The sequence below is a fragment of the Paludibacter propionicigenes WB4 genome (genome assembly GCF_000183135.1).
Lineage (GTDB): Bacteria > Bacteroidota > Bacteroidia > Bacteroidales > Paludibacteraceae > Paludibacter > Paludibacter propionicigenes.
In genome coordinates, this window is record NC_014734.1 from 1,817,537 (window position 1) to 1,840,444 (window position 22,908).

16 protein-coding genes and 1 tRNA gene are annotated in these 22,908 nt (G+C 37.9%); 12 read left to right on the forward strand and 5 right to left on the reverse strand.

Features of this window, described 5'->3' with window-relative positions; genetic code table 11:
- The first annotated feature begins 316 nt into the window (after nucleotides 1–316).
- From PALPR_RS07680 to PALPR_RS07715, 8 genes are all read left to right on the forward strand, one after another.
- Complete coding sequence (locus PALPR_RS07680; protein ID WP_013445052.1) at nucleotides 317–1,498, forward strand: glycosyltransferase; 1,182 nt, start codon at nucleotides 317–319, stop codon at nucleotides 1,496–1,498.
- Nucleotides 1,486–2,556, forward strand: coding sequence for a lysylphosphatidylglycerol synthase transmembrane domain-containing protein (locus tag PALPR_RS07685; protein WP_013445053.1), 1,071 nt, complete (start codon nucleotides 1,486–1,488; stop codon nucleotides 2,554–2,556). Before PALPR_RS07680 ends, PALPR_RS07685 begins: the two co-directional genes overlap by 13 nt.
- 102 nt (nucleotides 2,557–2,658) lie before the next feature.
- Nucleotides 2,659–4,305 (forward strand): dipeptidase, encoded by a 1,647-nt coding sequence (locus PALPR_RS07690; RefSeq protein WP_013445054.1) that lies wholly within the window; start codon nucleotides 2,659–2,661, stop codon nucleotides 4,303–4,305.
- Between the two features lie 171 nt (nucleotides 4,306–4,476).
- On the forward strand, nucleotides 4,477–5,037 hold the full coding sequence (locus PALPR_RS07695; RefSeq protein WP_013445055.1) for a pentapeptide repeat-containing protein: 561 nt from the start codon (nucleotides 4,477–4,479) through the stop codon (nucleotides 5,035–5,037).
- Nucleotides 5,038–5,228: 191 nt separating this feature from the next.
- The gene (locus PALPR_RS07700) at nucleotides 5,229–6,104 is read left to right on the forward strand and encodes a LytTR family DNA-binding domain-containing protein (protein WP_013445056.1); all 876 of its coding nucleotides are present in this window, start codon (nucleotides 5,229–5,231) and stop codon (nucleotides 6,102–6,104) included.
- A gap of 628 nt (nucleotides 6,105–6,732) precedes the next feature.
- Nucleotides 6,733–9,159 carry a TonB-dependent receptor gene (locus tag PALPR_RS07705; protein ID WP_013445057.1) on the forward strand — a complete coding sequence of 809 codons (2,427 nt, stop codon included), beginning with the start codon at nucleotides 6,733–6,735 and terminating at the stop codon, nucleotides 9,157–9,159.
- A 43-nt stretch (nucleotides 9,160–9,202) separates the two neighbouring features.
- A complete protein-coding gene (locus PALPR_RS07710) occupies nucleotides 9,203–9,610 on the forward strand; it encodes a hypothetical protein (protein ID WP_013445058.1) in 408 nt (135 codons plus the stop codon).
- A 143-nt stretch (nucleotides 9,611–9,753) separates the two neighbouring features.
- The gene (locus tag PALPR_RS07715) at nucleotides 9,754–11,034 is read left to right on the forward strand and encodes a M64 family metallopeptidase (protein ID WP_013445059.1); all 1,281 of its coding nucleotides are present in this window, start codon (nucleotides 9,754–9,756) and stop codon (nucleotides 11,032–11,034) included.
- A 104-nt stretch (nucleotides 11,035–11,138) separates the two neighbouring features.
- Here the strand turns inward: PALPR_RS07715 and PALPR_RS07720 are convergent, their stop codons facing one another.
- The 4 genes from PALPR_RS07720 to PALPR_RS07735 form a co-directional block, all read right to left on the reverse strand.
- On the reverse strand, nucleotides 11,139–12,206 hold the full coding sequence (locus PALPR_RS07720; protein WP_041620806.1) for a DUF2027 domain-containing protein: 1,068 nt from the start codon (nucleotides 12,204–12,206) through the stop codon (nucleotides 11,139–11,141).
- Between the two features lie 146 nt (nucleotides 12,207–12,352).
- Complete coding sequence (locus tag PALPR_RS07725; protein WP_216086319.1) at nucleotides 12,353–13,036, reverse strand: response regulator; 684 nt, start codon at nucleotides 13,034–13,036, stop codon at nucleotides 12,353–12,355.
- A 47-nt stretch (nucleotides 13,037–13,083) separates the two neighbouring features.
- Nucleotides 13,084–14,271 (reverse strand): sensor histidine kinase, encoded by a 1,188-nt coding sequence (locus tag PALPR_RS07730; RefSeq protein ID WP_013445062.1) that lies wholly within the window; start codon nucleotides 14,269–14,271, stop codon nucleotides 13,084–13,086.
- Nucleotides 14,272–14,393: 122 nt separating this feature from the next.
- A complete protein-coding gene (locus PALPR_RS07735) occupies nucleotides 14,394–16,412 on the reverse strand; it encodes an amino acid permease (protein ID WP_013445063.1) in 2,019 nt (672 codons plus the stop codon).
- 220 nt (nucleotides 16,413–16,632) lie between these two features.
- On the opposite strand from PALPR_RS07735, the gene PALPR_RS07740 reads away from it, so the two are divergent.
- On the forward strand, nucleotides 16,633–17,865 hold the full coding sequence (locus PALPR_RS07740; RefSeq protein ID WP_013445065.1) for an S-adenosylmethionine:tRNA ribosyltransferase-isomerase: 1,233 nt from the start codon (nucleotides 16,633–16,635) through the stop codon (nucleotides 17,863–17,865).
- Between the two features lie 16 nt (nucleotides 17,866–17,881).
- On the opposite strand, the gene PALPR_RS07745 is transcribed toward PALPR_RS07740, so the two are convergent.
- A complete protein-coding gene (locus tag PALPR_RS07745) occupies nucleotides 17,882–19,654 on the reverse strand; it encodes a PAS domain-containing sensor histidine kinase (RefSeq protein ID WP_013445066.1) in 1,773 nt (590 codons plus the stop codon).
- A gap of 330 nt (nucleotides 19,655–19,984) precedes the next feature.
- Between PALPR_RS07745 and guaA the strand changes: the two genes are divergently transcribed.
- The 3 genes from guaA (at nucleotide 19,985) to PALPR_RS07760 (ending at nucleotide 22,583) form a co-directional block, all read left to right on the forward strand.
- The gene (guaA, locus tag PALPR_RS07750) at nucleotides 19,985–21,502 is read left to right on the forward strand and encodes a glutamine-hydrolyzing GMP synthase (RefSeq protein WP_013445067.1); all 1,518 of its coding nucleotides are present in this window, start codon (nucleotides 19,985–19,987) and stop codon (nucleotides 21,500–21,502) included.
- A 128-nt stretch (nucleotides 21,503–21,630) separates the two neighbouring features.
- On the forward strand, nucleotides 21,631–22,404 hold the full coding sequence (locus tag PALPR_RS07755) for a TatD family hydrolase (protein ID WP_013445068.1): 774 nt from the start codon (nucleotides 21,631–21,633) through the stop codon (nucleotides 22,402–22,404).
- 91 nt (nucleotides 22,405–22,495) lie between these two features.
- Nucleotides 22,496–22,583 (forward strand) — tRNA-Ser (locus PALPR_RS07760).
- Nucleotides 22,584–22,908 lie beyond the last annotated feature (325 nt).

The following is a 22,908-nucleotide window of genomic DNA, read 5'->3' on the forward strand; positions in this document are numbered from 1 at the left end:
TTTTTTAATAATAATGGCAATAAAAACTGATTTTCAGCTTAATTTACATTAAGATTGTATTAAATATCTGTTATTATTACATTAAAATCTTCCGACAAAAGCAAAAGTTAATAGCTGTTTTACAACACTATTGTCTACAAATACAAACAGTTGAAACTACTCCTGTTGTAAATAAAGCACATCATATCTGTATTACAAAAAGCACGTAAAGTAGCTAAAGTGTGGAGATATGAAAAGATTATTATAAATTTGCGCTTTAGCGTGGTACTCCATTATTCATTCGGATTCTGCTCTTTACATAGAAAAACAAAATTACATGACTAAAACTGTTGGCGATGTTATGAAAACTATTGGAATCTTTAACGATAGTTTTCCTCCAATTATGGATGGTGTTTCACTAGCAACCCAAAATTATGCTTATTGGCTAAATCAAAAAAAACAACCTGTATGCGTTATTACTCCTAAGTCGCCTAATTACTCTGACAACGAGCCATATCCAATTTATCGTTATACTTCTATACCGATATTGGGCAGAAGCCCTTATCGCATAGGATTACCGGAGATAGATCCCGCTTTCCAAATGGCTATTGAAAATATTTCTTTTGGCTTAGTACATGCTCACTGCCCATTCAGTTCGGGGAGACTCGCGTTGAATATTGCCCGGAAACAAAAAGTACCTTTCGTAGCTACTTTTCATTCGAAATACCGCGATGATTTTGAACATTCTGTCCACAATAAATTCATTGCCAAACTGATGACAGACGGAATTATCAGATTTTTCGAAAAAGCTGATGAAGTATGGATTCCGCAAGCATCGGTTGAAGAAACCATTCGGGAATATGGCTTTAAAGGCAAAGTAGAGGTAGTAGATAATGGAAATGATTTTGCTACCAATCTTCCGGTTGCGCCAATCAAAATGGCTGCGCGAAAAAAGCTGGGGATAGCTGATAATGAATTAATGTTTCTCTTTGTCGGACAACATATCTGGGAGAAAAACACCCGATTGATTGTTGAAACACTGGGCGAGATTAAAGATTTGCCCTTCAAAATGTTTTTTATCGGCACCGGCTATGCTAAAGCCGAATTGCAAGAACTGGTTGACAAACTGGATTTAAGCTCTAAGGTCAGCTTTGTAGGCGTTATTACCGAGCGCGATACGTTGAAAGAGTATTACGCAGCAGCAGATTTATTTCTTTTTCCTTCGATTTATGATAATGCACCTCTGGTGGTTCGTGAAGCCGGAGCAATGCAGACTCCGTCAGTGTTGGTAAAAGGCTCATCCTCTGCAGAAAATATAGTTGACTATTACAATGGATTTCTGATTGAAGAGTCCAGCCGGGCTTTTGCAGAAAAATTACGAGAGCTTTTCAAATCTCCTGAAAAGATCAGAGAAGCAGGGATTAATGCTTCCCAGAGTATAGCCAGATCGTGGGAAAGCATTGCTGAAGAAGTACTTGACAGATACAGAAAACTAATAGAACGAAAATGGAAACGATAACTCAGACTGGGGCGAAAAACCCAACTAGGCCATTTCAAATTTACCAGGTTCTGGTTCCGATTTTATTGGGACTGGTGGTTATCGGGTGGCTATTTCTAAGCGAGTTTGATCCTGCTGTATTCTTTTCCTTCGATTTCAATGTACTAAGCATTCTGTTCATTCTGTTGGCGTTTATTTTAATGCTCATGCGCGATTTTGGAATGATGTGGCGCTTCAGATTACTTACCGAAAAAGATCTAAGCTGGCGACAAGCCTTTCATATTAATATTCTGAGCGAATTTACATCGGCCGTAACTCCTGCTGCCGTGGGTGGATCAAGTCTTGTTGTCATTTTCCTGATTAAAGAAGGAATAAACGCAGGCAGAAGCACAACTATCATGTTTGTCAATCTGTTTTTGGATGAATTGTTCTTCTTAATAGTTTCCCCTATCGTTTTCCTATTCATTCCTCTTAATCAGCTATTCAATTCATCATCAGTCATAGTATCGACATTTTTTATTGTATTTACCGGGTTGTACATCATGCGTTTAATCTGGACCGGAATTTTATTTATCGGCATATTCAAACGACCGGTGTGGATAAAAAACATGTTACTCACACTTTTCAAACTGCCCGTTTTACGTCGCTGGTACAGTAACGTAGAACTTTTAACTAACAACTTGATACAGGCTTCTATCGATATTGGCAAACATCCATTCAATTTTTGGGTAAAAGCTTTTGGAATGACTTTACTTACATGGTCTGCCCGTTTCTTAGTGGTCAATGCTGTATTTATGGCTTTTAAACCTGTGCATATTAATCATTTGGTGGTTTTTGCACGCCAGCTAATTTTATGGGTATTCATGGTGGTAAGTCCTACTCCCGGTGGCAGTGGAGTAAGCGAATATGCTTTTAAAGAATACTACAGCGATATTTTCTCATCGGCAAGTGCTATTATCTTCGTTACGTTGGTATGGCGGCTTATCAGTTACTACCTGTATCTTTTGCTCGGAATATTGATTATACCTAACTGGATCAAAAAATCCTTCTCAAAAAGCAACAGAAACCAGCACTTTTAATGTCTTTTGACCTTTACATCCAGACTTTTGACTTTTGGTTCTTTTTTTATTTAGGTTTTATGTTTTATCTTTGCGACCATCATAAGAAAAAACAAGAAAACAATGATAAAAAAAACTCTCCTTTTATTTGCTTTTATAGCAACTTTCAACTACGTTTCAGCGTGTACAAATTTTTTAGTAGGAAAAGCCGCAACGCTGGATGGTTCTACGCTTATTTCATATAATGCCGATTCATATTTTCTGTTCGGAGCTTTATATCATTATCCTGCAGCCACATATCCTGCGGGCAGTATGCTCGAAATTCACGACTGGGATACAGGAAAATACCTCGGAAAAATAAAACAGGTAGAAAGCACGTATTCTGTCATTGGGAATATGAATGAACATCAATTGAGTATCGGAGAAACTACTTTTGGTGGACGTGAAGAATTGGTTGATACCACCGGCGTTATTGATTACGGTAGCCTTATTTACATTGCACTTCAGCGTGCCAGAACTGCGCGAGAAGCAATAAAGGTTATGACCGATCTTGTGGCCGAATACGGATATTACAGCGAAGGTGAGTCTTTCTCTATTGCCGATCCGAACGAAGTATGGATTATGGAAATGATTGGAAAAGGAGCGCATAACAAAGGTGCGGTTTGGGTTGCTCAACGTATTCCCGACGACTGTGTGTCGGCTCATGCCAATCAGGCTCGTATCACAACTTTCCCTTATGACGATAAAAATAATTGCATGTATTCAGAAGATGTAATTGCTTTTGCCCGAGAGAAAGGTTATTTTAAAGGCAAAAACAAAGATTTCAGTTTTTCTGATACTTATGCTCCACTTGATTATGTAGCGCTACGTGCCTGTGAAGCCCGCGTATGGTCATTCTTCCGAAAAATTGATCCTGCAATGGATAAATACCTATCATACATAAAGGGTGAAACTGCAGAACGTATGCCGCTGTGGATTAAACCAACCGTAAAACTTACAGCGCAAAAAATAAAGGACTACATGCGCGATCAGTACGAAGGAACCGAGCTGGATATGACAAAAGGATTAGCAGCAGGACCTTTTAAAACCAAATTGCGCTACAGCCCGTTAACTTTTAAAGTTGACAGCGTGGAATATGTTCACGAACGCCCAACAGCAACACAACAAACAGGATTTACCTTTGTGGCTCAGATGCGCAGCTGGCTCCCCGATTACATTGGTGGTATTTTATGGTTTGGTGTAGATGATGCAGCCACATCACTCTATGTTCCAATGTATTGCGGAATTACTAAAGTGCCTGAATGTTATCGTGCTGATAATGGAAGTCTATTAGAGTATTCACCTACATCTGCTTTCTGGATTTACAACTCGGTGGCAAACTATGCCTATAGCAAATATTCATTTATGTTTCCCGACATAAAAAAGGTTCAGGCTCAATGGGAAACAGATTTCAACGCATTGGTTCCTGCTATGGATAAAGTAGCTGTAGGAATGACTGAAGCAGATGCACGTATTTTCCTTACAAATTTCAGCAATTCACAAGCCGAAAACTCTACAGCTTCTTGGAAAAAACTTGGCGAATATCTGTTGGTTAAGTATATGGATGGAAATATAAAAGCTGAGAAAAACGGAAAGTTTGTACAAAACGACCATAAAATTCCGCCAACAATAATTCGTGCCGGGTATCCTGAAGAGTTTCTTCGCCAGATGGTAAAAGAAAATCCGGGCTTGCGTGTGAAAACTGCCGAAGAAATGAAAAACAGAAAATAAGAAATACTTCTTTGACTTTTAAAAAATAGAGAATCATAACTGTAGATTCTCTATTTTTATATCCTCAAATTATTGATTGTAATTGCCAAAAGAGTATGAAAAATCTGGTTCAAGATCACCCTACCGAAGCTGGTTGTTAAGTATTTCGGAAGAAAACAATGGAATAAAATTATGACAGAGAATAAAATTTTCGAACGACTTGACTTCTCACAAAAAAAGTTTCCTTGTGAGGTTTACGACAACTGCAGATTTCTCAATTGCAATTTTTACAGCTCCAATCTGGTAGATGTTAGCTTTCGCGATTGCACTTTCGAAAGTTGTGATTTTAGCCTTGCCAGTTTAAAAAACACCGCCCTGAGCGATATTCAGTTTATTGGTTGTAAATTAGTCGGAGTTCAGTTTGATGAGTGTAATCCATTCTTATTTTCGGTAAGGTTTGAAAACTGCGTGCTTAAACTAGCCGTATTTCAGAAAGTAAAACTAAAGAAAACCCGGTTCATAAACTGCAATCTGGAAGAAACAGACTTTACCGAAGCAGACATGTCGTCCGGGGTTTTAGACAACTGCAATTTAAATCGGGCTATATTTCACAAAACGAACCTCGAAAAGGCTGATTTCAGAACTGCATTTAATTATTCTATCGACCCTGAAGCTAACAAGATAAAGAAAGCCCGGTTTTCTAAAATGGGGCTAGAAGGATTATTGGACAAATACCAGATTGAAATAGATTAGATTTGAATGCTCAATAATTTCAACTCGTAGTAAAACTAATAACTGCTTTTATATCCGTCCAGCCTTTTTGTCTTTACGAACTCTCGAAAGGAACTGAAAATATATACTGCGAACAAGAAATTATTTGTATTTTTGGCATCTGAATTTTAACCAACCAAAATCATTCAGAATATACGGTAATACGACGAAAGATGAATAAACTTGTTTACAACTGGCTCAACAGAAAGTATCCACAGAATTTTATTATAAAACATGAATTCCTTGGGTCTGCACTTAATGCAATATTCTGTCTTGTGTTTTTACTTATATACAAACCTTTAGGAGTTCGTGAATCTCTACTTCTGAACTACCCGGCCACAATGGCTATTTATTGTTCCAGTGCTGCCATATCCATCATTATAATGTTGAAAATACTGAGATCGATAAACTATTTCTCGGATAAACATGAGTGGACAGTATTGAAAGAATTCTTATCCATCCTTTTCGCTTTATCCGGCATGGGTATTTTTATCTATTTTACAGCGTTCTGGGTTGAAGTATCGTCGGATCGCTGGAACTTACCTACTTTTTTGGATTCATGTAAATATGCATTTCTTATCGGGGTTATTCCATTCTTGTTTTTTACGCTCATGAATTCCCGCTACTTTTATGTATACAACATACGCACAGAAGCTGAAAACGAACCAAGCTCAACACCACAATCCGGGCAACCTGAAGAAATCATACAAATAGATTCAAAACTAAAGAAAGAGAAACTTAACTTCTACCCCGACCAGTTTCTTTATGCTACATCCGATGGAAATTATGTTGTATTCTATCTCTACCGCAACAACAAGGTTGAAAAAGAAATAATCCGAAACTCAATCAGTAATATCGAAGAGCAATTATCGCATTTCCCCGCACTTGTTAGAACACACAGAGCCTTTATAGTGAATATAAAGAAAGTGTACCTAAAAAAAGGAAATGCACTGGGCTATCAGCTAAAACTATCCCATATCGACCATGAAATCCCTGTTTCCCGACAAAATATAAAAACATTTGATCGACAATTTGATCAGCTCAGTTAATTACTTCGTCCCAAAAACCAGCTCTTTATCCCAAAAGTTACCTCATCTTCCTACTTCTACTTTCTATTGGTAACAAAACCTTGCTTTGCATCCCACTTATTTGCTGCGCAGTATCTTTTTTATTCAATTTGCATCCAAAATCAAGGCGAATTAAAATGAGATATTACTCTTCTTTCAACCAATCGAGCAAAAAATCAACGCAGAAAAAAGAATAGATTTCTACGCTTAGCCAAAAAGAATGACTCATTACTGCTATACTAAACACAATAAGTCTATTTATTAAACCAGATTTACAGTACTCAATTTCAGTAAATTACGGCAAGCAAGAAATGCGTCTCAAAAAAACTTTTAGCAGATTAACATCTTTTAATAGAAAATAGTTTGGTAGTATCAAAATACGAAATACTTTTGCAGTGTACTATTTCACTACTACACTGGTATTCAAAAACAGAAAAATAGTTAAATAGATTACACTGGTAAATCCAAACAAGTAGTTGATTACGTCTAATAACAAAAAAATATCGATAATCGATGTAATAAATTTCTCTTGTTGGAGTCAATACTAGTAAAGCTTACAATAAGCAGACAATTTATTCCTTTGAAATTCTAAAAAAATAATTCAAATTATATGAAATCAAAAAGAAATTTACACACAAGCAGAATGTTTGTTATCGCCTGTCTGACATTCTTTTCACATTTACTTTATGCTGAAACTTCGGGCACCATAAAAGGGCGCGTAACTGACAGTAAAAACAATCCGGTCGAATTTGCAACAGCCTCACTGGTGAACTCTGCAACGAAAAAACTGGTTAAAGGCGAAATTTGCAATAACAAAGGAGAGTTTATCATTGATAAAATTAAACCCGGAGAATATATCCTTGCTGTAAGCATGATTGGATTTGCCAAAACAGAATCAGAAAAGCTGGTTATAGACTCGAAAGCGAATAAAGTTATTGAAAAAAACATTGTGCTATCGGAAACAAGTCAGCAACTGGGAAGCGTAGAAGTGGTAGCTACTAAAAAGTTTATCGAACAAACCGTAGACAAAATGGTGATAAACCCCGAAGCATCAATCACCACCTCATCGGAAAATGTATACGAAATCCTGAAAAAGCTACCCGGCATTTCCATTGATAACAGCGACAACATTAGCATGAAAGGAAAACAAAATGTGAAAGTGTTGATCGATGAAAAGCCAACTTATGTCTCCGCAAATCAACTGGCAGCCATGCTAAAAGGCATGCAGGGAAAAAATGTGGATCGGATTGAAATTATAGAAAACCCATCTGCGCGTTACGATGCTGAAGGTAATTCGGGAATTATCAACATAAAAACTAAGCACATTAAGACTCCCGGATTCAACGGCAGTACTTTTGCCGGAGCCGAAATAGCCAGTAAATTTGGATGGAACGGAGGTTTAGACCTTAATATGAACTATGGTAAATTCAATGTGTATGGTAATTACTCGCTTTACAATTGGGCAGGGCCTAATGGAATGGACGCAACCCGAAGATTCACAAGCGACGCTCTCAATGGAGCTTATCAATTAATCTACACCAGGGGGCAATATGATGGTCAATCTCATAATTATAAAATTGGTGCCGACTATTTTATCCGCAAGAATCATGTAGTAAGTGTTATGTTGCGCGGAAGCAATGGACACAGCGATAATAATGATCAGAGCAAAACCACATTTGCCGACAAATTTATGCACGTTGATTCGACACTGATATCGAAATCGAACTCCAATGAGAGATGGAAAAACCAAACCATTAATGCAAACTATAAATGGGATATCGATAGCATTGGTCAGTCGTTGTCTGCCGATTTTGACTACGCCTGGTTCAATTACAGCAGCCCGAACAAACAAGACGGTGTATATTATAACTCGGCTGGCAACAACCAGAACCACGATATCAACGTAAGCACCAAACAAGGCAACGATATTAGTATCTACACCGCCAAACTTGATTACGTTTTACCATTAGGAAAGAGTTTCAATTTCGAAGCCGGTGCAAAAGCCAGTTTTGTAAACACCGACAGTAAAATAAATATGCAAGGATATCTGGTACAGGATGATCACTTTATCTATTCGGAGGATATTCAGGCGGCTTATATTAACGCTCGGGGACAGTTCAATAAAACCACTTTCCAATTAGGACTAAGATTAGAAAATACCATTTCAAAAGGAACATCGGTGGTAACAAATCAGGTAAACGACACCAGCTATCTGAAAATTTTCCCTTCGTTTTTCGCACAACAAGCTATAAATAAAGACAATAATATAAACTTTAAATACAGCTACCGTATAGGCAGACCGGACTATGATATGCTAAATCCGTTCAGATGGATGGTTGACCCTTACACCTATAATGTAGGAAATCCAAACCTGAAGCCACAGTTTACGCATTCACTTGGATTGAGCCATAGTTTCAAAAATGCACTTATTACCAGCGTGGGCTATAATTATTCAAGCGGTGTATTTACCCAAATAATCCGACAAGATGATGCTACAAAATCCATTTACCAAACAAATGAAAACTTAAGCAGCTCTGTTGACATGAATATATCTGAAACAATTCAACTACAACCCACCAAATGGTGGAGACTAAACGGAACTATAACCGGCATGTTCAAAGAAATTAAGTTCAATTCGGGAATGGATTCAAAAATAAACCGCTGGAGCTACAACGGAAATATCAGCAACAATTTCACACTGCCTTACAAAATCGGATTTGAATTAAGCGGTCGCTATAGCTCGAGTCAGTTAATCAGCAATATCATTACTCGTCCTCGCTACTCGATAGACTTTGGTATTCAACGAAAAGTATTAAAAGATAAGGGAAATATAAAACTAGCTATAAACGATATTTTTGATACCGGAAGAGGTAGTGCCTATGCAAAATACGGCAATGTTGACATTGAAGTAATAAACCATTATGACTCACGTCGCCTACAAATTTCCTTCAATTACAATTTTGGAAAAGCTGAATTTAAAACCCGATCAAACCGATCAACTGCTTCGAGCGAAGAACAAAGCCGGAGTTCAAAATAAAAATAAACCATTACTCATTACTAACAAACAAAAATAACATCTTATGAAAACAAATCTGGTAAAAAAAATCTCAATTATCTGTGTCTCAATATTAATGGGAAGTCAACTATTTGCACAAGACACATTTGAAATCAAAGTGAAGCTATTAAAAAGCACAAACCCTGAAATGAAGCATGTAACAGCTGTATTGCGCGATTCAAAAACAAATGAAATAGTTGCCGAAAATGAAAAGAGCAACAACAATGAATTCGTGTTCAGCGAGGTGAAGAAAGGCGAGTATATACTCGAAGTACAAAAACCGGGAGATACAAAGGCAGACACGCGTTACATTATTATCGATGAGAAAATCAGTATAATGAATAATACAGCAAATCAAATTACCGATTTGCCTGCAAAAACAAAAGAAACGCTACCTGCGAAAAATAATTCACAAAGCTTAGCAAGTTTCTAATTCCGAATTTCTTCGAAAAATTTATCTGTATCACTATATAAAAAGAGGACAAAAAGGCTTTTTCTATGCAAAAATGATTTCTGTTGATGTTTTGTTTATAATTTTTCTTTTACTTTGTATAATAATTATTTCAAGAAGAATTTATGCCGAAACCAATAGCCTTTTTGCTCCTCTTTTTACTTTGCTCCACCAGCTTGTTTTCTCAACAATTTTCGGAATTTTTTACCGAGAAAGCCTGCCGAATTGATTTTCAATTAAGTGGAAACAATAAAAATACCAGTGCTTACTTATCTAAAATTGTTCAGGAGCCCTTTTGGGGAGGTCGCAGAGCTCACCTGGCCGATGATATGAATTTAGGGGAATACCGCTTCATGGTATTGGATAGTGTGAGCAATAAGCTGATATATATAGACGATTTCAGCACCCTTTACTTTGAATGGCAATCGACCCCCGAAGCCTCTCTTGTTAATAAGAGCTTTGAGCAGTCCATACAGTTCCCTTACCCACAAAAATCCGTCAAGGTTGTGATTGAACGCCGACTGGATTTCGACAAATGGGAAAAAATGATTCAGTTTGGTTTCTCACCTGATGATAAATTAATCCGCAAAACAAAAGTTGCTGAAGTTCCTGTAAAAACAATCTGCAAAACAGCTTCACCGGAGAAAGCCATTGACATAGCAGTGATTGCCGAAGGATATACCGCCAAACAACGAGCTAAATTTTATAAAGATGCCCAACAACTGGCTGATAACCTTTTTAGTCATGAGCCTTTCCTGAAATATAAATCCAGAATTAATATTTACGCCATTGCCGCCTTATCTGTTGATACCGGAATTACCAAACCTCAGGCTGCCAATTGGAGGAACACAGCGCTCGGATCACATTACTACACTTTTTACTCCGACAGATACCTTACGACTCCCAATGTGTTTACTGTAAGAGATTATGCATCATTGGTTCCGTACGATGCTATCTACATTCTGGCCAATACGAAAGCGTATGGCGGAGGAGGAATTTACAACTTTTACACCCTGGCATCGGCGGACAGTAAACGTGCACAGGCAGAAGTTACTGTACATGAGTTCGGACACTCATTTGCTGGTCTGGCCGACGAATATTTCTACGATAATGATGCTCTGAATGGTATGTATAATTTGAAAAACGAGCCATGGGAACCTAACATTACTACTCTGGTACAGTTTGGTGCAAAATGGAAAAAAGACCTGCCGCAGGGAACTCCCATTCCTACTCCACCGACAGAAGAGAACAAAGCAAAAATAGGAGTTTTCGAGGGTGGAGGCTACTTATCTAAAGGAATCTATCGCCCGTACTTCGATTGCCGGATGCGGACAAACACTGCAAAAGGATTCTGCCCTGTTTGCCTGAAAGCAGTGGAAGACCGAATTTTGTTTTTGACGGAGTGAAAGAGTTGATTGGTTGAATGGTTTAATAAGTTGACTGTTTGGCAAGCATTCTACATAGCCTAATAAACTCAATCAACCAATCGACCAATTAGCAAATTAACCAATTACTTAATAGTAACCATAGTAGCTCCAAAACCATATTCGCGGAATGAGGCATCCTGAAAATAATAAGCTTTATAACGGGTTTTGAGTAGTTTCTCTATTTCTTTACGGAGTACACCCTCGCCTTTACCGTGGATAAATACGATCTTTTGTCCCTTGCGCTTCTTATTCTCTTCCAGCACTTCGTGAAATTTATCCAACTGGCACTGAAGCATAGCAGCATTCGACAAGCCGGCTGTCGTATCAAGCAGTTCATTGATATGTAAATCCACCTCAATGATTTCAGAATTTTGGGTATGTTTAATGACTTTGGGGCGATCGGTTTCCCCTTTTGTGAACATAGCCTGCTTTATATCCTCGGGCGATATATCAGCCATCTTTTTATTTTCAATTTCCTTTTCTTTTTCCGAATTGATGTCTACAATAAGTGCCGGCTCATCAAAATACTCACTAGCCGTAAAACTATGAAGTTTGTAAAACTTTACTGCATTGATCTTCATATTTACATCTACGACCGACTGCGGAGTATAATTTTTGCCTTGCTTGAATGGTAGTAGCTGAACACGAATTTTCTCCCACGAGCTGAGCTGATCTTTGCTTATTTCTGTTAGCAGTTCCTGCATATTTGGTTCTATCAATCCGCTGGCAGCACTTGCCCAGACATCATTCTCACCATTTATCACATTGTAATATAGATAATAGTTGCTATCGTTCACCAGATAACATTCGTACGAAGTGGTTTGCAGCTGTTTTATATCCACCGGAAAAAACGCCAGCAAAGCTTTAAGCGTATCTCCTTCGGGAGTTTCAAAAACCGGTTCGGGTTTGCGTTCCGGAATTACCACCTCGGAAGGTTTGGGTATAATCGGTTCAACCTTTGTTTTAAAATCTTTTATCGGGAAATTGGTTTTCTCATTTACGGCAGCTATTACCACACACTCACGTTCGAGTGCAGGGATTTCAAAACCATCGGCATCTTCAACAAACACCATTTTCTTCAATTCATCTACGCGACTTACAATTCCTCCTCCTACTGCGTTCAGAAAACGCACTGTATCACCTTTTTTTATCATTGGTTTATTGATTTCTTATTGTTTCTAATAATCGCAAAGATACTAAAAACACATAGAATATCATTCGGAAGCATCCAAAACAAGAAAGAGAAACGCCCTTCGACATTTCTCTTTTATTCATTCAATGCATACCATATCCAATTTTACTCCTCCCCTTTGGTACAAAAGCGATAGCCTATACCGGATTCTGTGAGAATAAATTTAGGATTATTCGGATTCGGTTCAATTTTCTTGCGTAATTGCCCCACAAAAACACGCAGATATTGCGATTGTTGTGTGTAACCGGGGCCCCAGATTTGCTTAAGGATATATTGGTGAGTCAGCACTTTACCATCATTCTTTGCCAGTAAAGTCAGTAATGAATATTCAGTGGCTGTCAATTTCAATGACTCATTATCGAGAGTTACCGTCCGTGAAGTAAGGTCGATACTCAGATTATCAAATTCCAGTTTTTGAACTGTTGGGTTTAATTGAGTCTGACGCAAAGCTGTGCGGATTCGCGCCAGCAACTCGCCTGTGCGAAACGGCTTTGTCAGATAATCGTTTGCGCCATTGTCCAATGCCCGGATAATATCCTCTTCCGAACTGCGAACAGAAAGAATAATGATAGCACCCAAATACCACTCGCGCAGCTTAATCAACACACTTTGCCCATCTTCGTCCGGCAGCCCCAAATCCAGCACTATTAAATCAGGCGGATGAATTACGGCAGTGGAAATACCTTCCTTAGCAGTGGAAGCTATCAGGGTATGATAATCATTATTATTCAGCGTAATTTCGAGCAATTTTTGAATTTGCACTTCATCGTCAATGATTAAAATATTCATTTTAGAACTCATACCCTTAGAAGATTATGGTTTAATGAAAATTACAATCACTCTTCGGAATTATCTGTTGTTGAATCTTTTGTTTTTCCAAATTGCTTTGGTCTGTAAGTTTCAGTCAGTGTTTCGTATTGAGCATTCATTTTCACTGCAATATTACTAAAATCCATGTAATCTTGCAACATCAATGTTTCAACCGGAATAACAATTGTAAATTTTGCTCCATTTGGCGTATTGTTTTCAACTTTCACAGTTCCATTATGAGCTTCTACAAACCCTTTTACAATGGATAAACCCAAACCTGTTCCACCCGTTTTATTGACCGATATACGATAGAACTTCGTAAATAATAATTTAAGTTCCTCTTCCGAAAAACCTTTTCCATTATCTGCAATGGTTATTATCAGATTCTTTCCATCATAACTCGCATTAATACTTATTGTCGAATCCGGCTGAGTATAAAGTACCTCATTATGCAATAAATTAAATACGGATTGTTCGATCAAACCAAAATCAATCCTGACAATAGGCATCTCCGGTTGAATATTGACTTCAACATTATGACCAACAAGTTCGTTTTTCAATCGGTTGACAGGACTATTAATCAACTCACTAACTTCGCACCAATCCGGTTTTATTTCAAGCATCCCTGATTCGACGCGTTGCATATTCAAAAGGTTATCTATCAATCGGTTCAGTCTGAATGCAGCAACTGAAATCTGATCAACCAATTCCAATTTATCTTTTTCTGCAATTTTCACATCATTTTGCAATAAGTTATCCGAAGCACCTACAATCGTTGCAATAGGAGTTCGTAGCTCATGTGAAATTGAGTCGAAAAGTGTTTTATAGAGTCTTAGCGTGTGACTTCGCTCCTCTTTCAGAAATTCTTGTTTTTCAAGTTCTCTTACTTTGGATGTTAAAATCCCGCTCGTCAACGCAATGACAAAATACATTAAAAGCAATAATGCATCTTCAGAATTAGTAATATGCAATGTAAAATGAGGTGGTATAAAGAAAAAGTCCCATATTATTGCACTCATTGCTGCTGCAGATAGTACAGGATAAATAGTAAAGAATATACTTAATACAGATACAGTTGCCAACAATAATAAAGCAACACTATGATAACCTATGTAGTTGAGACTAGCATAACAAATCAGTGCCACTAAAACAACAGATAAATTGCTTATGACAACTTGTTTAAACATACTTTGATGAAAATAATTGAGTTTCATAATGGCGTCTTTTTTGATAATAATTTTACTTTAGAATCTTTTGCAACTAATCATCACAACAATCATATATCAATCATTGTCAATGAAATTATAGAATATACTTACTCTTCTGTTTTACAAAATTATTTATAATGATTGACCTGCAATGCTTTTCTCAAAGAAATAGGAATTATAATTGTTGTCAGACCCAATTTATACAACCTACGTTGAATTGAAAAAATAGTATAGTTATGAAGTAACCTGGATGCGCGATACGTTCCGCTAAACACCAATTGCCCACCAATGAAAGTGGTGTTGTGATATTTCTCCGTAATTTCAGGAACAATCTTAAGTACTTCTTCTGCCACATCAGTTCCAATAGCGTATCTATATTCAGCATTATAGCCCAACTGGTTGATCAGATAAACATATTTACCTAAATCTTGCTGAATTTTTTCAGTAATTGTGTCTACTACAGCATCCTGATGAAAACTATCAGCATCTACAATTCCAACCTGAATAAATACGAAGTTTTTATAAACATCTTTGAACTTGCTCAGAATCTTGAATAACGAATATAATCCTACGCCTGTATAACCATTAACCAGAATTACAGCCGTCATGTCAGTATAATCAATCTTAGTTGTCGGTGCTTTACGCTTCAGGTTATTATTGAGTTCTGCAATGGTTTCAGGCATTTTTTCATTCATAATCTTCTGAATACGACCAATTTCTTCACCAATTTTATTATAATGTCCTTTGATATAAAGAGCCAATCCAACTAATGCGCCTGTTATCAAAATGGTGATCCAACCGCCTTCGTCGAATTTCATAACAATTACTGTTAAGAGAATAAAAGTTGTAAGCAAGAAACCCGTTCCATTAATCAGCAATTTACTCAACCATTTCTTATCTTGCTTGCGTACCTGAAACCAGTGTTTTACCATCCCAAACTGAGACAATGAGAAAGTAATGAACACATTAATACTATAAAGCACCACCAAAAATGCAACCGATGCCTTCGACATCCAGATTACAAAGTAAGCAGCAATACCCATAATTAAGATACCGTTTTGCGAAACCAACCGGTCGCTTAACATACTGAAACTACGAGGCAACCAGGAATCGTGAGCCATATTCGACATTACACGAGGTCCATCCAAAAAACCTGTTTGGGCTGCAACAAAAAGTAAAGCAGCTTCCGAAATAAGCGTAACATACAAGAAGGTTTGACCAAAAATAGGATTCCAATTAGCAATGGCAGTAGAAATCAACACTGCATTCATTGTTTTACCGGGTTGCATATGTACATTGAAAAGGAAGTAAGAAATGATCAAACCCAAAACAGCAGCCGACAATGATATTGCTAATAATCGCATGGTTTTGATAGCAGTCTTAACACGAGGTTCGCGCAAGTTTGGAATTCCGTTACTTACAGCTTCAATACCTGTATACGTTCCGGCACCCATACTGTAGGCTTTCATTATAAGGAAAATTGTTCCGTATATGCCCAGTTGATGAACAGTGCCTGTCAATTCAGTTCCTGTTTTCACCGCAACCGATTGTAATTGAGAACCGTGTGTTGTAAAAGCGTAAATAATAAGAAAAATATGCGAAATGAGGAAAATGACAAAAATAGGAGTTAGAGCAGTTACTGATTCTTTTACTCCACGAAGATTCAAAATTGTGAGTATACCTAAAATAGATAATGCAAATGCAACCTTGTAACTTTGATACTCATAGGGTAAAAAACTAAAAATAGCATCAGCACCACTAGATACAGAAATGGAAATTGTTAGCACATAGTCGATAAGCAAGGCTGAACCTGAAATCATACCAACGTTTGGCGAAATCAAGCGAGTAGCCACCAAGTAACCACCACCACCGTGAGGGAATAATTTAATGATTTGAGAGTAACTGGTACTGATAATAAATATGGTAACCATAGTTATCAATCCAACTATTATCGACAAGTTTACGTGAACACCCAGTGTTTTGTAAATTTCTTCCGGCCCATAACATGAAGAAGAAAGCGCATCCGATCCAAGTCCTACCCAAGCAAAAAATACGATAAGTGAAATGTGTCTAAACGTTGAGCTATCCTTTAAATCCAGTGGATTTCCAAGAACTGTTTTCTTTACTTTTTTAATTACATCAGTCATTTTTTAAACCTTTAAATTGAACATAAAAAAACACGATGCAAAGTTCAGACTTATTTTATAAATCTGACGTAAAGATATTGGAGACATGTATAAAGATTTTATAAAGATTTATGCTATAAAACATGTTTTTAGTCTAAAATCAACGACTTGGGTTGAACCTTCTATATTAAGAAGCTATTTTTTTGTAATTTTGCATCCCTTTTAAAGCATTGATTTCAACGTGAACAAAACTACACAAAACGCACCTATTTATATTGACGAATACGATTATTCGTTACCCGACGAGCGTATAGCTAAATATCCTTTAGCCCAACGCGACAGTTCTAAACTGCTTCTTTATAAAAATGGAAATATTGGTGAAAGTCAGTTTTCAAAAATCGCCGACTTTTTGCCGGAAAATGCATTATTGGTGTATAACAACACCCGCGTAATTCAGGCGCGCCTCATTTTCCACAAAAACACCGGTGCCCGTATAGAGGTATTTTGTCTGGAACCGCTTAACCCTGCCGACTATGCACAATCGCTGGGTGCTACGTCGGAATGTGTTTGGAAATGCATGGTGGGTAATCTGAAGAAATGGAAAGAAGGACTACTGAGTAAAACAATTGCTTTTGACGGAAAAACCTGCACCTTCGAAGCCGAATTGTTGCACACCGAAGGCAACACACACAGCATTCATTTCAGATGGGATAATGCCGATATTCATTTTGCCGATATACTGGAAAAAGCGGGCGAACTACCCATCCCACCCTACCTCCACCGCAAAACTGAAGAAAGTGACCTGACAAGCTATCAAACAGTGTATTCAAAAATAAAGGGTTCAGTAGCTGCTCCCACAGCAGGTTTACATTTCACCCCCGAAGTGTTCGAAAGCCTCAAACCAAAGCTTATCGAAACCGAAGAGCTCACGCTGCATGTCGGAGCCGGAACGTTTCAACCTGTGAAAACACGCGACATTGCCGAACATCACATGCACACCGAAATTATCTCGGTAAAACGTAGCACCATCGTACACTTACAACAAAAGCTGGGAAACATTATTGCCGTGGGAACCACTTCGGTACGAACTCTGGAAAGTTTATATTTTATCGGTGCAATGTTACAACAGGATGCCGTTTCCGAAATTGCTGAAAAGGGTTTTCATGTACCTCAATGGGCACCTTACGAAGGAAAAATGGAAATATCAACCTATGATGCTCTGCAAAACATTCTGGATTATCTGGATAAAAACAAGTTGACAACACTGCATGCCGACACGCAGATTATGATTAAACCCGGCTATGAGTTTCATCTTATCGACGGCATGGTAACCAACTTTCACCAGCCTAAAAGCACCTTGCTCCTGCTTGTTTCGGCATTTGTAAATGGGAACTGGAGAGAAATTTACCATTATGCGTTGTCCAACAACTTCCGGTTTCTGAGTTATGGGGATAGTTCGTTGTTGATGAAGTAGTGGGTTAGAAGTCCGATCAGTTTAGATTTGGTCTATCAAAGGACATTACTTGCTGAGAACCATCTTGTATGGTACGACTATCGTAGGGTATTGAAATTTTAATCGTGGTTCCTTCTCCGGGGGCGGTTTTCAGCTCAAACTGTCCTTCCAGCAGTAAAACACTTTCTCTCATCAGCATCAAACCGGTAGATTTTATCTCAACCAGGTCAGCAAAGTTAAAACCGATACCATCATCCGTAATTTCGAATAAAAGCTTGCTACCAACAACTTGTAAACTCAGGCTTACTTCAGTAGCTTTTGAATGTTGCGCAATGTTTGCCATAGCACTCTGAAACACCTTAAATAAAACGGTAGACTCATTTTGTTGTAATTGCACATCCGGTTCGGGACTATTAAACTCACATTGAATTTGATTGTTCAATTCAAATTCTGAAATAAACAATTTTACAGCCTCAGTGAATCCCATAAGGTGAAGCACTTCATGCCGGAGCCCACTCATGAGTTTTACCGAGTTGGCCAGCGATTCTCCTGCAATATCATAAGCACGATCTAATTTTTGAAACAAATCATCCGATATCAATTGAAAATCTTTATCAACCACTTTCTTTTTCAATAAGCCAATATCCATTTTCAAAGCTGCCAGAGTTTGGTTTAATTCATTATCAATCCGATCAGCTAAGAGGACTTTCTCTTCTTCTCCTACATTTTGCAAGTGCGAAGCAAACCGTCTCAACAATCCCTGAGATTCCACCAGTTTTCGCTCAGCTATTTTCTTATCGGTGATATCATTGATCACTGTCAGCGTACATTGCTCATTGTTTACGTTTATGATTTCGCCCGATATCTCACCCATAATTCTTTCCCCCGACTTCTTTTGAAACGAAAATTCAACGTTGCTTGCAGCCCCCGTTTCATTTAGCAGCTCAATAAAATGAGCACGATCGGCAATATTTGCCCATATATGCAATCCTTCCGTTGTTTTTCCAGTAGCTTCCATTGCATTATAGCCTAATATTCGTTTAAAACCATCGTTCACCTCTACAATTTTACCATCCGACAATCGCGCTAACAGAATTGCATAAGGAGCTGAATGAAATGCTTTCGAGAATTTTTCTTCCTGCGTACTGATATCAGTCAGCAATCGCTTATTGACCATAAGGGTTAGAAAAAACACAAGTAGAAGAAACAGGGTTTGATAAGATATAACCACAAACATATCAAATCCTCTGCCATGAAAATAATCTAAAGAAAGATTGTCGCTAAAAAAGAAATAACAGATTCGGGCAATATTGACTATCGAGAATAAGACAAATATTACACCCACATGAAAATAGATACGGGAAAATATGCTGGTCAACCTTCGCAGTAATAGCCAGGCACATTGCGAGCAAATAATCAAGTAAACTATCGCCGAATTTAGGTTCCGGATAGCCAGATTTGAATTCACATAGGTAAAGTAAGTGTGAACAACAAAAAAGACAACGATTAGTATTATATTGTACAACTGATTACTTTTCTTATCTGCAAAATATTCGAGCCCAATAAAACCCAATAAAGCTCCGGTTACCCCAAAGGTATTCGCCACATCAATCGAAATAAACTTAGAGATATAACCTCTTAAAAATATCAGCCCTACACACAGAACCTGAAAAAACATATCCAAAACTAAATATTCTATTCCTTTAAAGCGATTACGAGCCTGATACCAAAGAAAGAACACTACTGTAAGACATACAAAAGAAGTCAGCAGAAAATTAAAGAAAACCGTTCTTAAATCTAATTCAATCATAAAATCAGGATTTTAACCTACTCGTCTGGTAAAAAATAAGCATTGGAAAATTTCTATTGATTACAAAAATAATTCAGAGTGCAAACGTACAAAATAATAGTAGACGGACAAACTTTTATAAGAATTTGTGACATAAGAAAACGAATTAAAAACAACTCGGATTATCTGCATAAACTCACATTATGAATATAGAATTCGTCGATATTATTCACCTGATCACTGCTAGATTAATATTAAAACCATTTATAGTCCTTGCACAACCTTCACATTTTTCGTATTTTTGTGCCACTTTTCAGTTCAATACTCCAACAGCTCAACGATAACAACTTTATGGAAAAAATAATCATCCTCGATTTCGGATCACAAACAACACAATTAATTGCGCGTCGCTTACGCGAACTCAATGAATATTGCGAAATTTTGCCATACAACAAGTTTCCAACACAAACTGATGACATCAAGGGAGTTATTCTTTCCGGAAGTCCGTTTTCGGTATATGATCCTACCGCCTTTAAAACTGACTTAAGTTCCATCAGGGGAAATTTTCCGGTTTTAGGCATCTGCTATGGTGCTCAATTCATGGCTTTTACTTCAGGAGGAAATGTAGAATCTGCTGGAACAAGAGAATACGGTCGTGCCAATCTTTCATTTATCGACCCTAATGATGCTTTACTAAAAGGTATTGAAGCCGGGTCACAAATTTGGATGTCGCACGGCGATTCCATAACTAAGATTCCTGCCACTTTCAAAAAAATAGCTAGCACTGATGACGTAGAACTGGCTGCCTTCCATATTGAAGGTGAACAAACCTGGGGCGTGCAGTTTCACCCGGAAGTATTTCATACCATCGATGGTACAACTATACTGGACAACTTCCTCAGTATTTGTGGATGCTCTAAGGAATGGTCACCCGCTTCGTTTGTTGAAAGCACGGTAGCTGAGCTCAAAAAGCAGTTGGGCGACGACAAAGTAGTACTGGCTCTCTCTGGTGGCGTTGATTCGTCTGTAGCTGCTGTATTGCTCAACAAAGCTATTGGCAAAAACCTCACCTGCGTTTTTGTCGATCATGGTTTACTCCGAAAAAACGAATTCGAAAACGTAATGAGAGATTACGAGCACCTCGGCTTGAATGTTATTGGTGTAAACGTAAAAGAACGTTTTTACAAAGCACTTGCAGGAGTTTCGGATCCTGAGCAAAAACGTAAAATTATTGGTAGTGGCTTTATCGACGTATTTGACGAAGAAGCTCACAAAATAAAAGATGTAAAATGGCTTGCTCAAGGCACCATTTATCCTGATATTATTGAATCGCTTTCTATTACCGGAACGGTGATTAAATCGCACCACAATGTGGGTGGACTTCCTGAAAAGATGAACCTGAAATTGTGCGAACCGCTTCGCTTATTATTCAAAGATGAAGTTCGCAAGGTAGGAACTCAACTTGGCATGATGCATCACCTTATCAAACGTCAACCATTCCCCGGACCCGGATTAGCCGTTCGTATTCTCGGTGATATTACTGCCGAGAAAGTACGCATATTGCAAGAAGCCGATGATATCTTTATTAATGGTCTTCGCGAATGGAACCTATACGACATGGTTTGGCAAGCAGGCGTAATTTTACTTCCTGTACAATCGGTTGGTGTAATGGGCGATGAACGTACTTACGAAAATGCTGTTGCGCTGCGCGCTGTAACTTCGACCGATGCTATGACGGCCGACTGGGCACAATTGCCTTACGAATTTCTGGCTAAAATGTCCAACGAAATTATCAATAAAGTGAAAGGTGTAAACCGGGTAGTATATGATATTAGCTCTAAACCACCGGCAACTATTGAGTGGGAATAACTTGAATTTACGATTTTAAAATTTGGATTTACGATTGCACATGGATCAATTAATGTGTAATCGTAAATTTCTTAATATACATTTGCTCCAATAAGTCCAATCGAAAATATAAAATCTACATTCTAAAATTGATTGACACCCATTCCCATATTTATTCCGAGGACTTTGATGCAGACCGTGCCGAAACGGTTCAACGTGCCAAAGAGGTTGGTATAAGTCATATCATTCTACCTAATTGCGATAGTTCTACCTTAGCACCGATGCTAGCTTTAGAAGCCGAATATCCGGATTTTTGCCACGCAGCCATTGGGCTTCATCCAACAAGTGTGAAGGAAGATTATGAGAATGAACTTGATTTGGTGAAATCCGAATTGGAACGCAGGGATTGGATTGCTGTAGGCGAGATAGGTATCGATTTATACTGGGATAAGACTTTCTTACGTGAACAAATAAAAGCTTTCCAACTACAGCTGGATTGGGCGTTGTACTATAAACTACCGGTTATTATCCATGTTCGCGATTCCTTCCGCGAAACAATGGAAGCACTAGCACCCTACAAAGACAAAGGTCTGACGGGAGTATTTCACAGTTTTACCGGTACAGTTGAAGAAGCACTGCAGATCATTGATTTTGGCGGATTTAAACTGGGAATAAACGGGATTGTGACTTTTAAAAACTCAGGACTGGCAGCTGTAGTAGAACAAATATCGCTGGAACACATCTTGCTGGAAACCGATTCTCCGTATCTCACTCCTACTCCGCACAGAGGCAAACGAAACGAAAGTGCCTATGTAAGTCTCGTGTGTAAAAAACTCGCCGAAATTTATCGTTGCTCAGAAGAAGAAATAAGTATTCAGACAACCCTGAATGCTAAATCTTTATTTAAAGGACTCGACAATTAATCTGTCCGATACAGGATTCACCCCATTTGTTTAGTCTTTTTCATTTTCATATCTCGGTTTCTTTTCATACATTTGCGCTTCCAAAAAATACGGAGAGGTGCTCGAGTGGTTGAAGAGGCACGCCTGGAAAGCGTGTATACCCCTAAAGGGTATCGAGAGTTCGAATCTCTTCCTCTCCGCAAATGTTATTTATAATCAATATATTACAAACAACTAGGACTAAAAAAGGGACTAATATGTATTAGTCCCTTTTTCTGTTAATTCAAATAACTAAGAAGTACCTTGTCAATGTATAACAAATTAATTTCTTTGTGTGATACATTAAGGTTTTCCTGTATTAGCGGTCTGTGTATTGCATCTTGATTGCATACTTAATAGCATCACAGCCTACAATCACAGAAGAGTTCAACACGCAATGCAAATTCAATTAAATTTTTTAATATTTCTCCATAGTGTGTTGGCGAAAAAGGTATAATATTATTGGCGAAAGTTTTCAACTGAATT

Bases quoted from the DNA above. Each gene is read 5' to 3' on its own strand.
- PALPR_RS07680 (WP_013445052.1), top strand. From the start codon at position 317: ATGACTAAAACTGTTGGCGATGTTATGAAAACTATTGGAATCTTTAAC.
- PALPR_RS07685 (WP_013445053.1), top strand. From the start codon at position 1,486: ATGGAAACGATAACTCAGACTGGGGCGAAAAACCCAACTAGGCCATTT.
- PALPR_RS07690 (WP_013445054.1), top strand. From the start codon at position 2,659: ATGATAAAAAAAACTCTCCTTTTATTTGCTTTTATAGCAACTTTCAAC.
- PALPR_RS07695 (WP_013445055.1), top strand. From the start codon at position 4,477: ATGACAGAGAATAAAATTTTCGAACGACTTGACTTCTCACAAAAAAAG.
- PALPR_RS07700 (WP_013445056.1), top strand. From the start codon at position 5,229: ATGAATAAACTTGTTTACAACTGGCTCAACAGAAAGTATCCACAGAAT.
- PALPR_RS07705 (WP_013445057.1), top strand. From the start codon at position 6,733: ATGAAATCAAAAAGAAATTTACACACAAGCAGAATGTTTGTTATCGCC.
- PALPR_RS07710 (WP_013445058.1), top strand. From the start codon at position 9,203: ATGAAAACAAATCTGGTAAAAAAAATCTCAATTATCTGTGTCTCAATA.
- PALPR_RS07715 (WP_013445059.1), top strand. From the start codon at position 9,754: ATGCCGAAACCAATAGCCTTTTTGCTCCTCTTTTTACTTTGCTCCACC.
- PALPR_RS07725 (WP_216086319.1), bottom strand. From the start codon at position 13,036: ATGAATATTTTAATCATTGACGATGAAGTGCAAATTCAAAAATTGCTC.
- PALPR_RS07730 (WP_013445062.1), bottom strand. From the start codon at position 14,271: ATGAAACTCAATTATTTTCATCAAAGTATGTTTAAACAAGTTGTCATA.
- PALPR_RS07735 (WP_013445063.1), bottom strand. From the start codon at position 16,412: ATGACTGATGTAATTAAAAAAGTAAAGAAAACAGTTCTTGGAAATCCA.
- PALPR_RS07745 (WP_013445066.1), bottom strand. From the start codon at position 19,654: ATGATTGAATTAGATTTAAGAACGGTTTTCTTTAATTTTCTGCTGACT.
- guaA (WP_013445067.1), top strand. From the start codon at position 19,985: ATGGAAAAAATAATCATCCTCGATTTCGGATCACAAACAACACAATTA.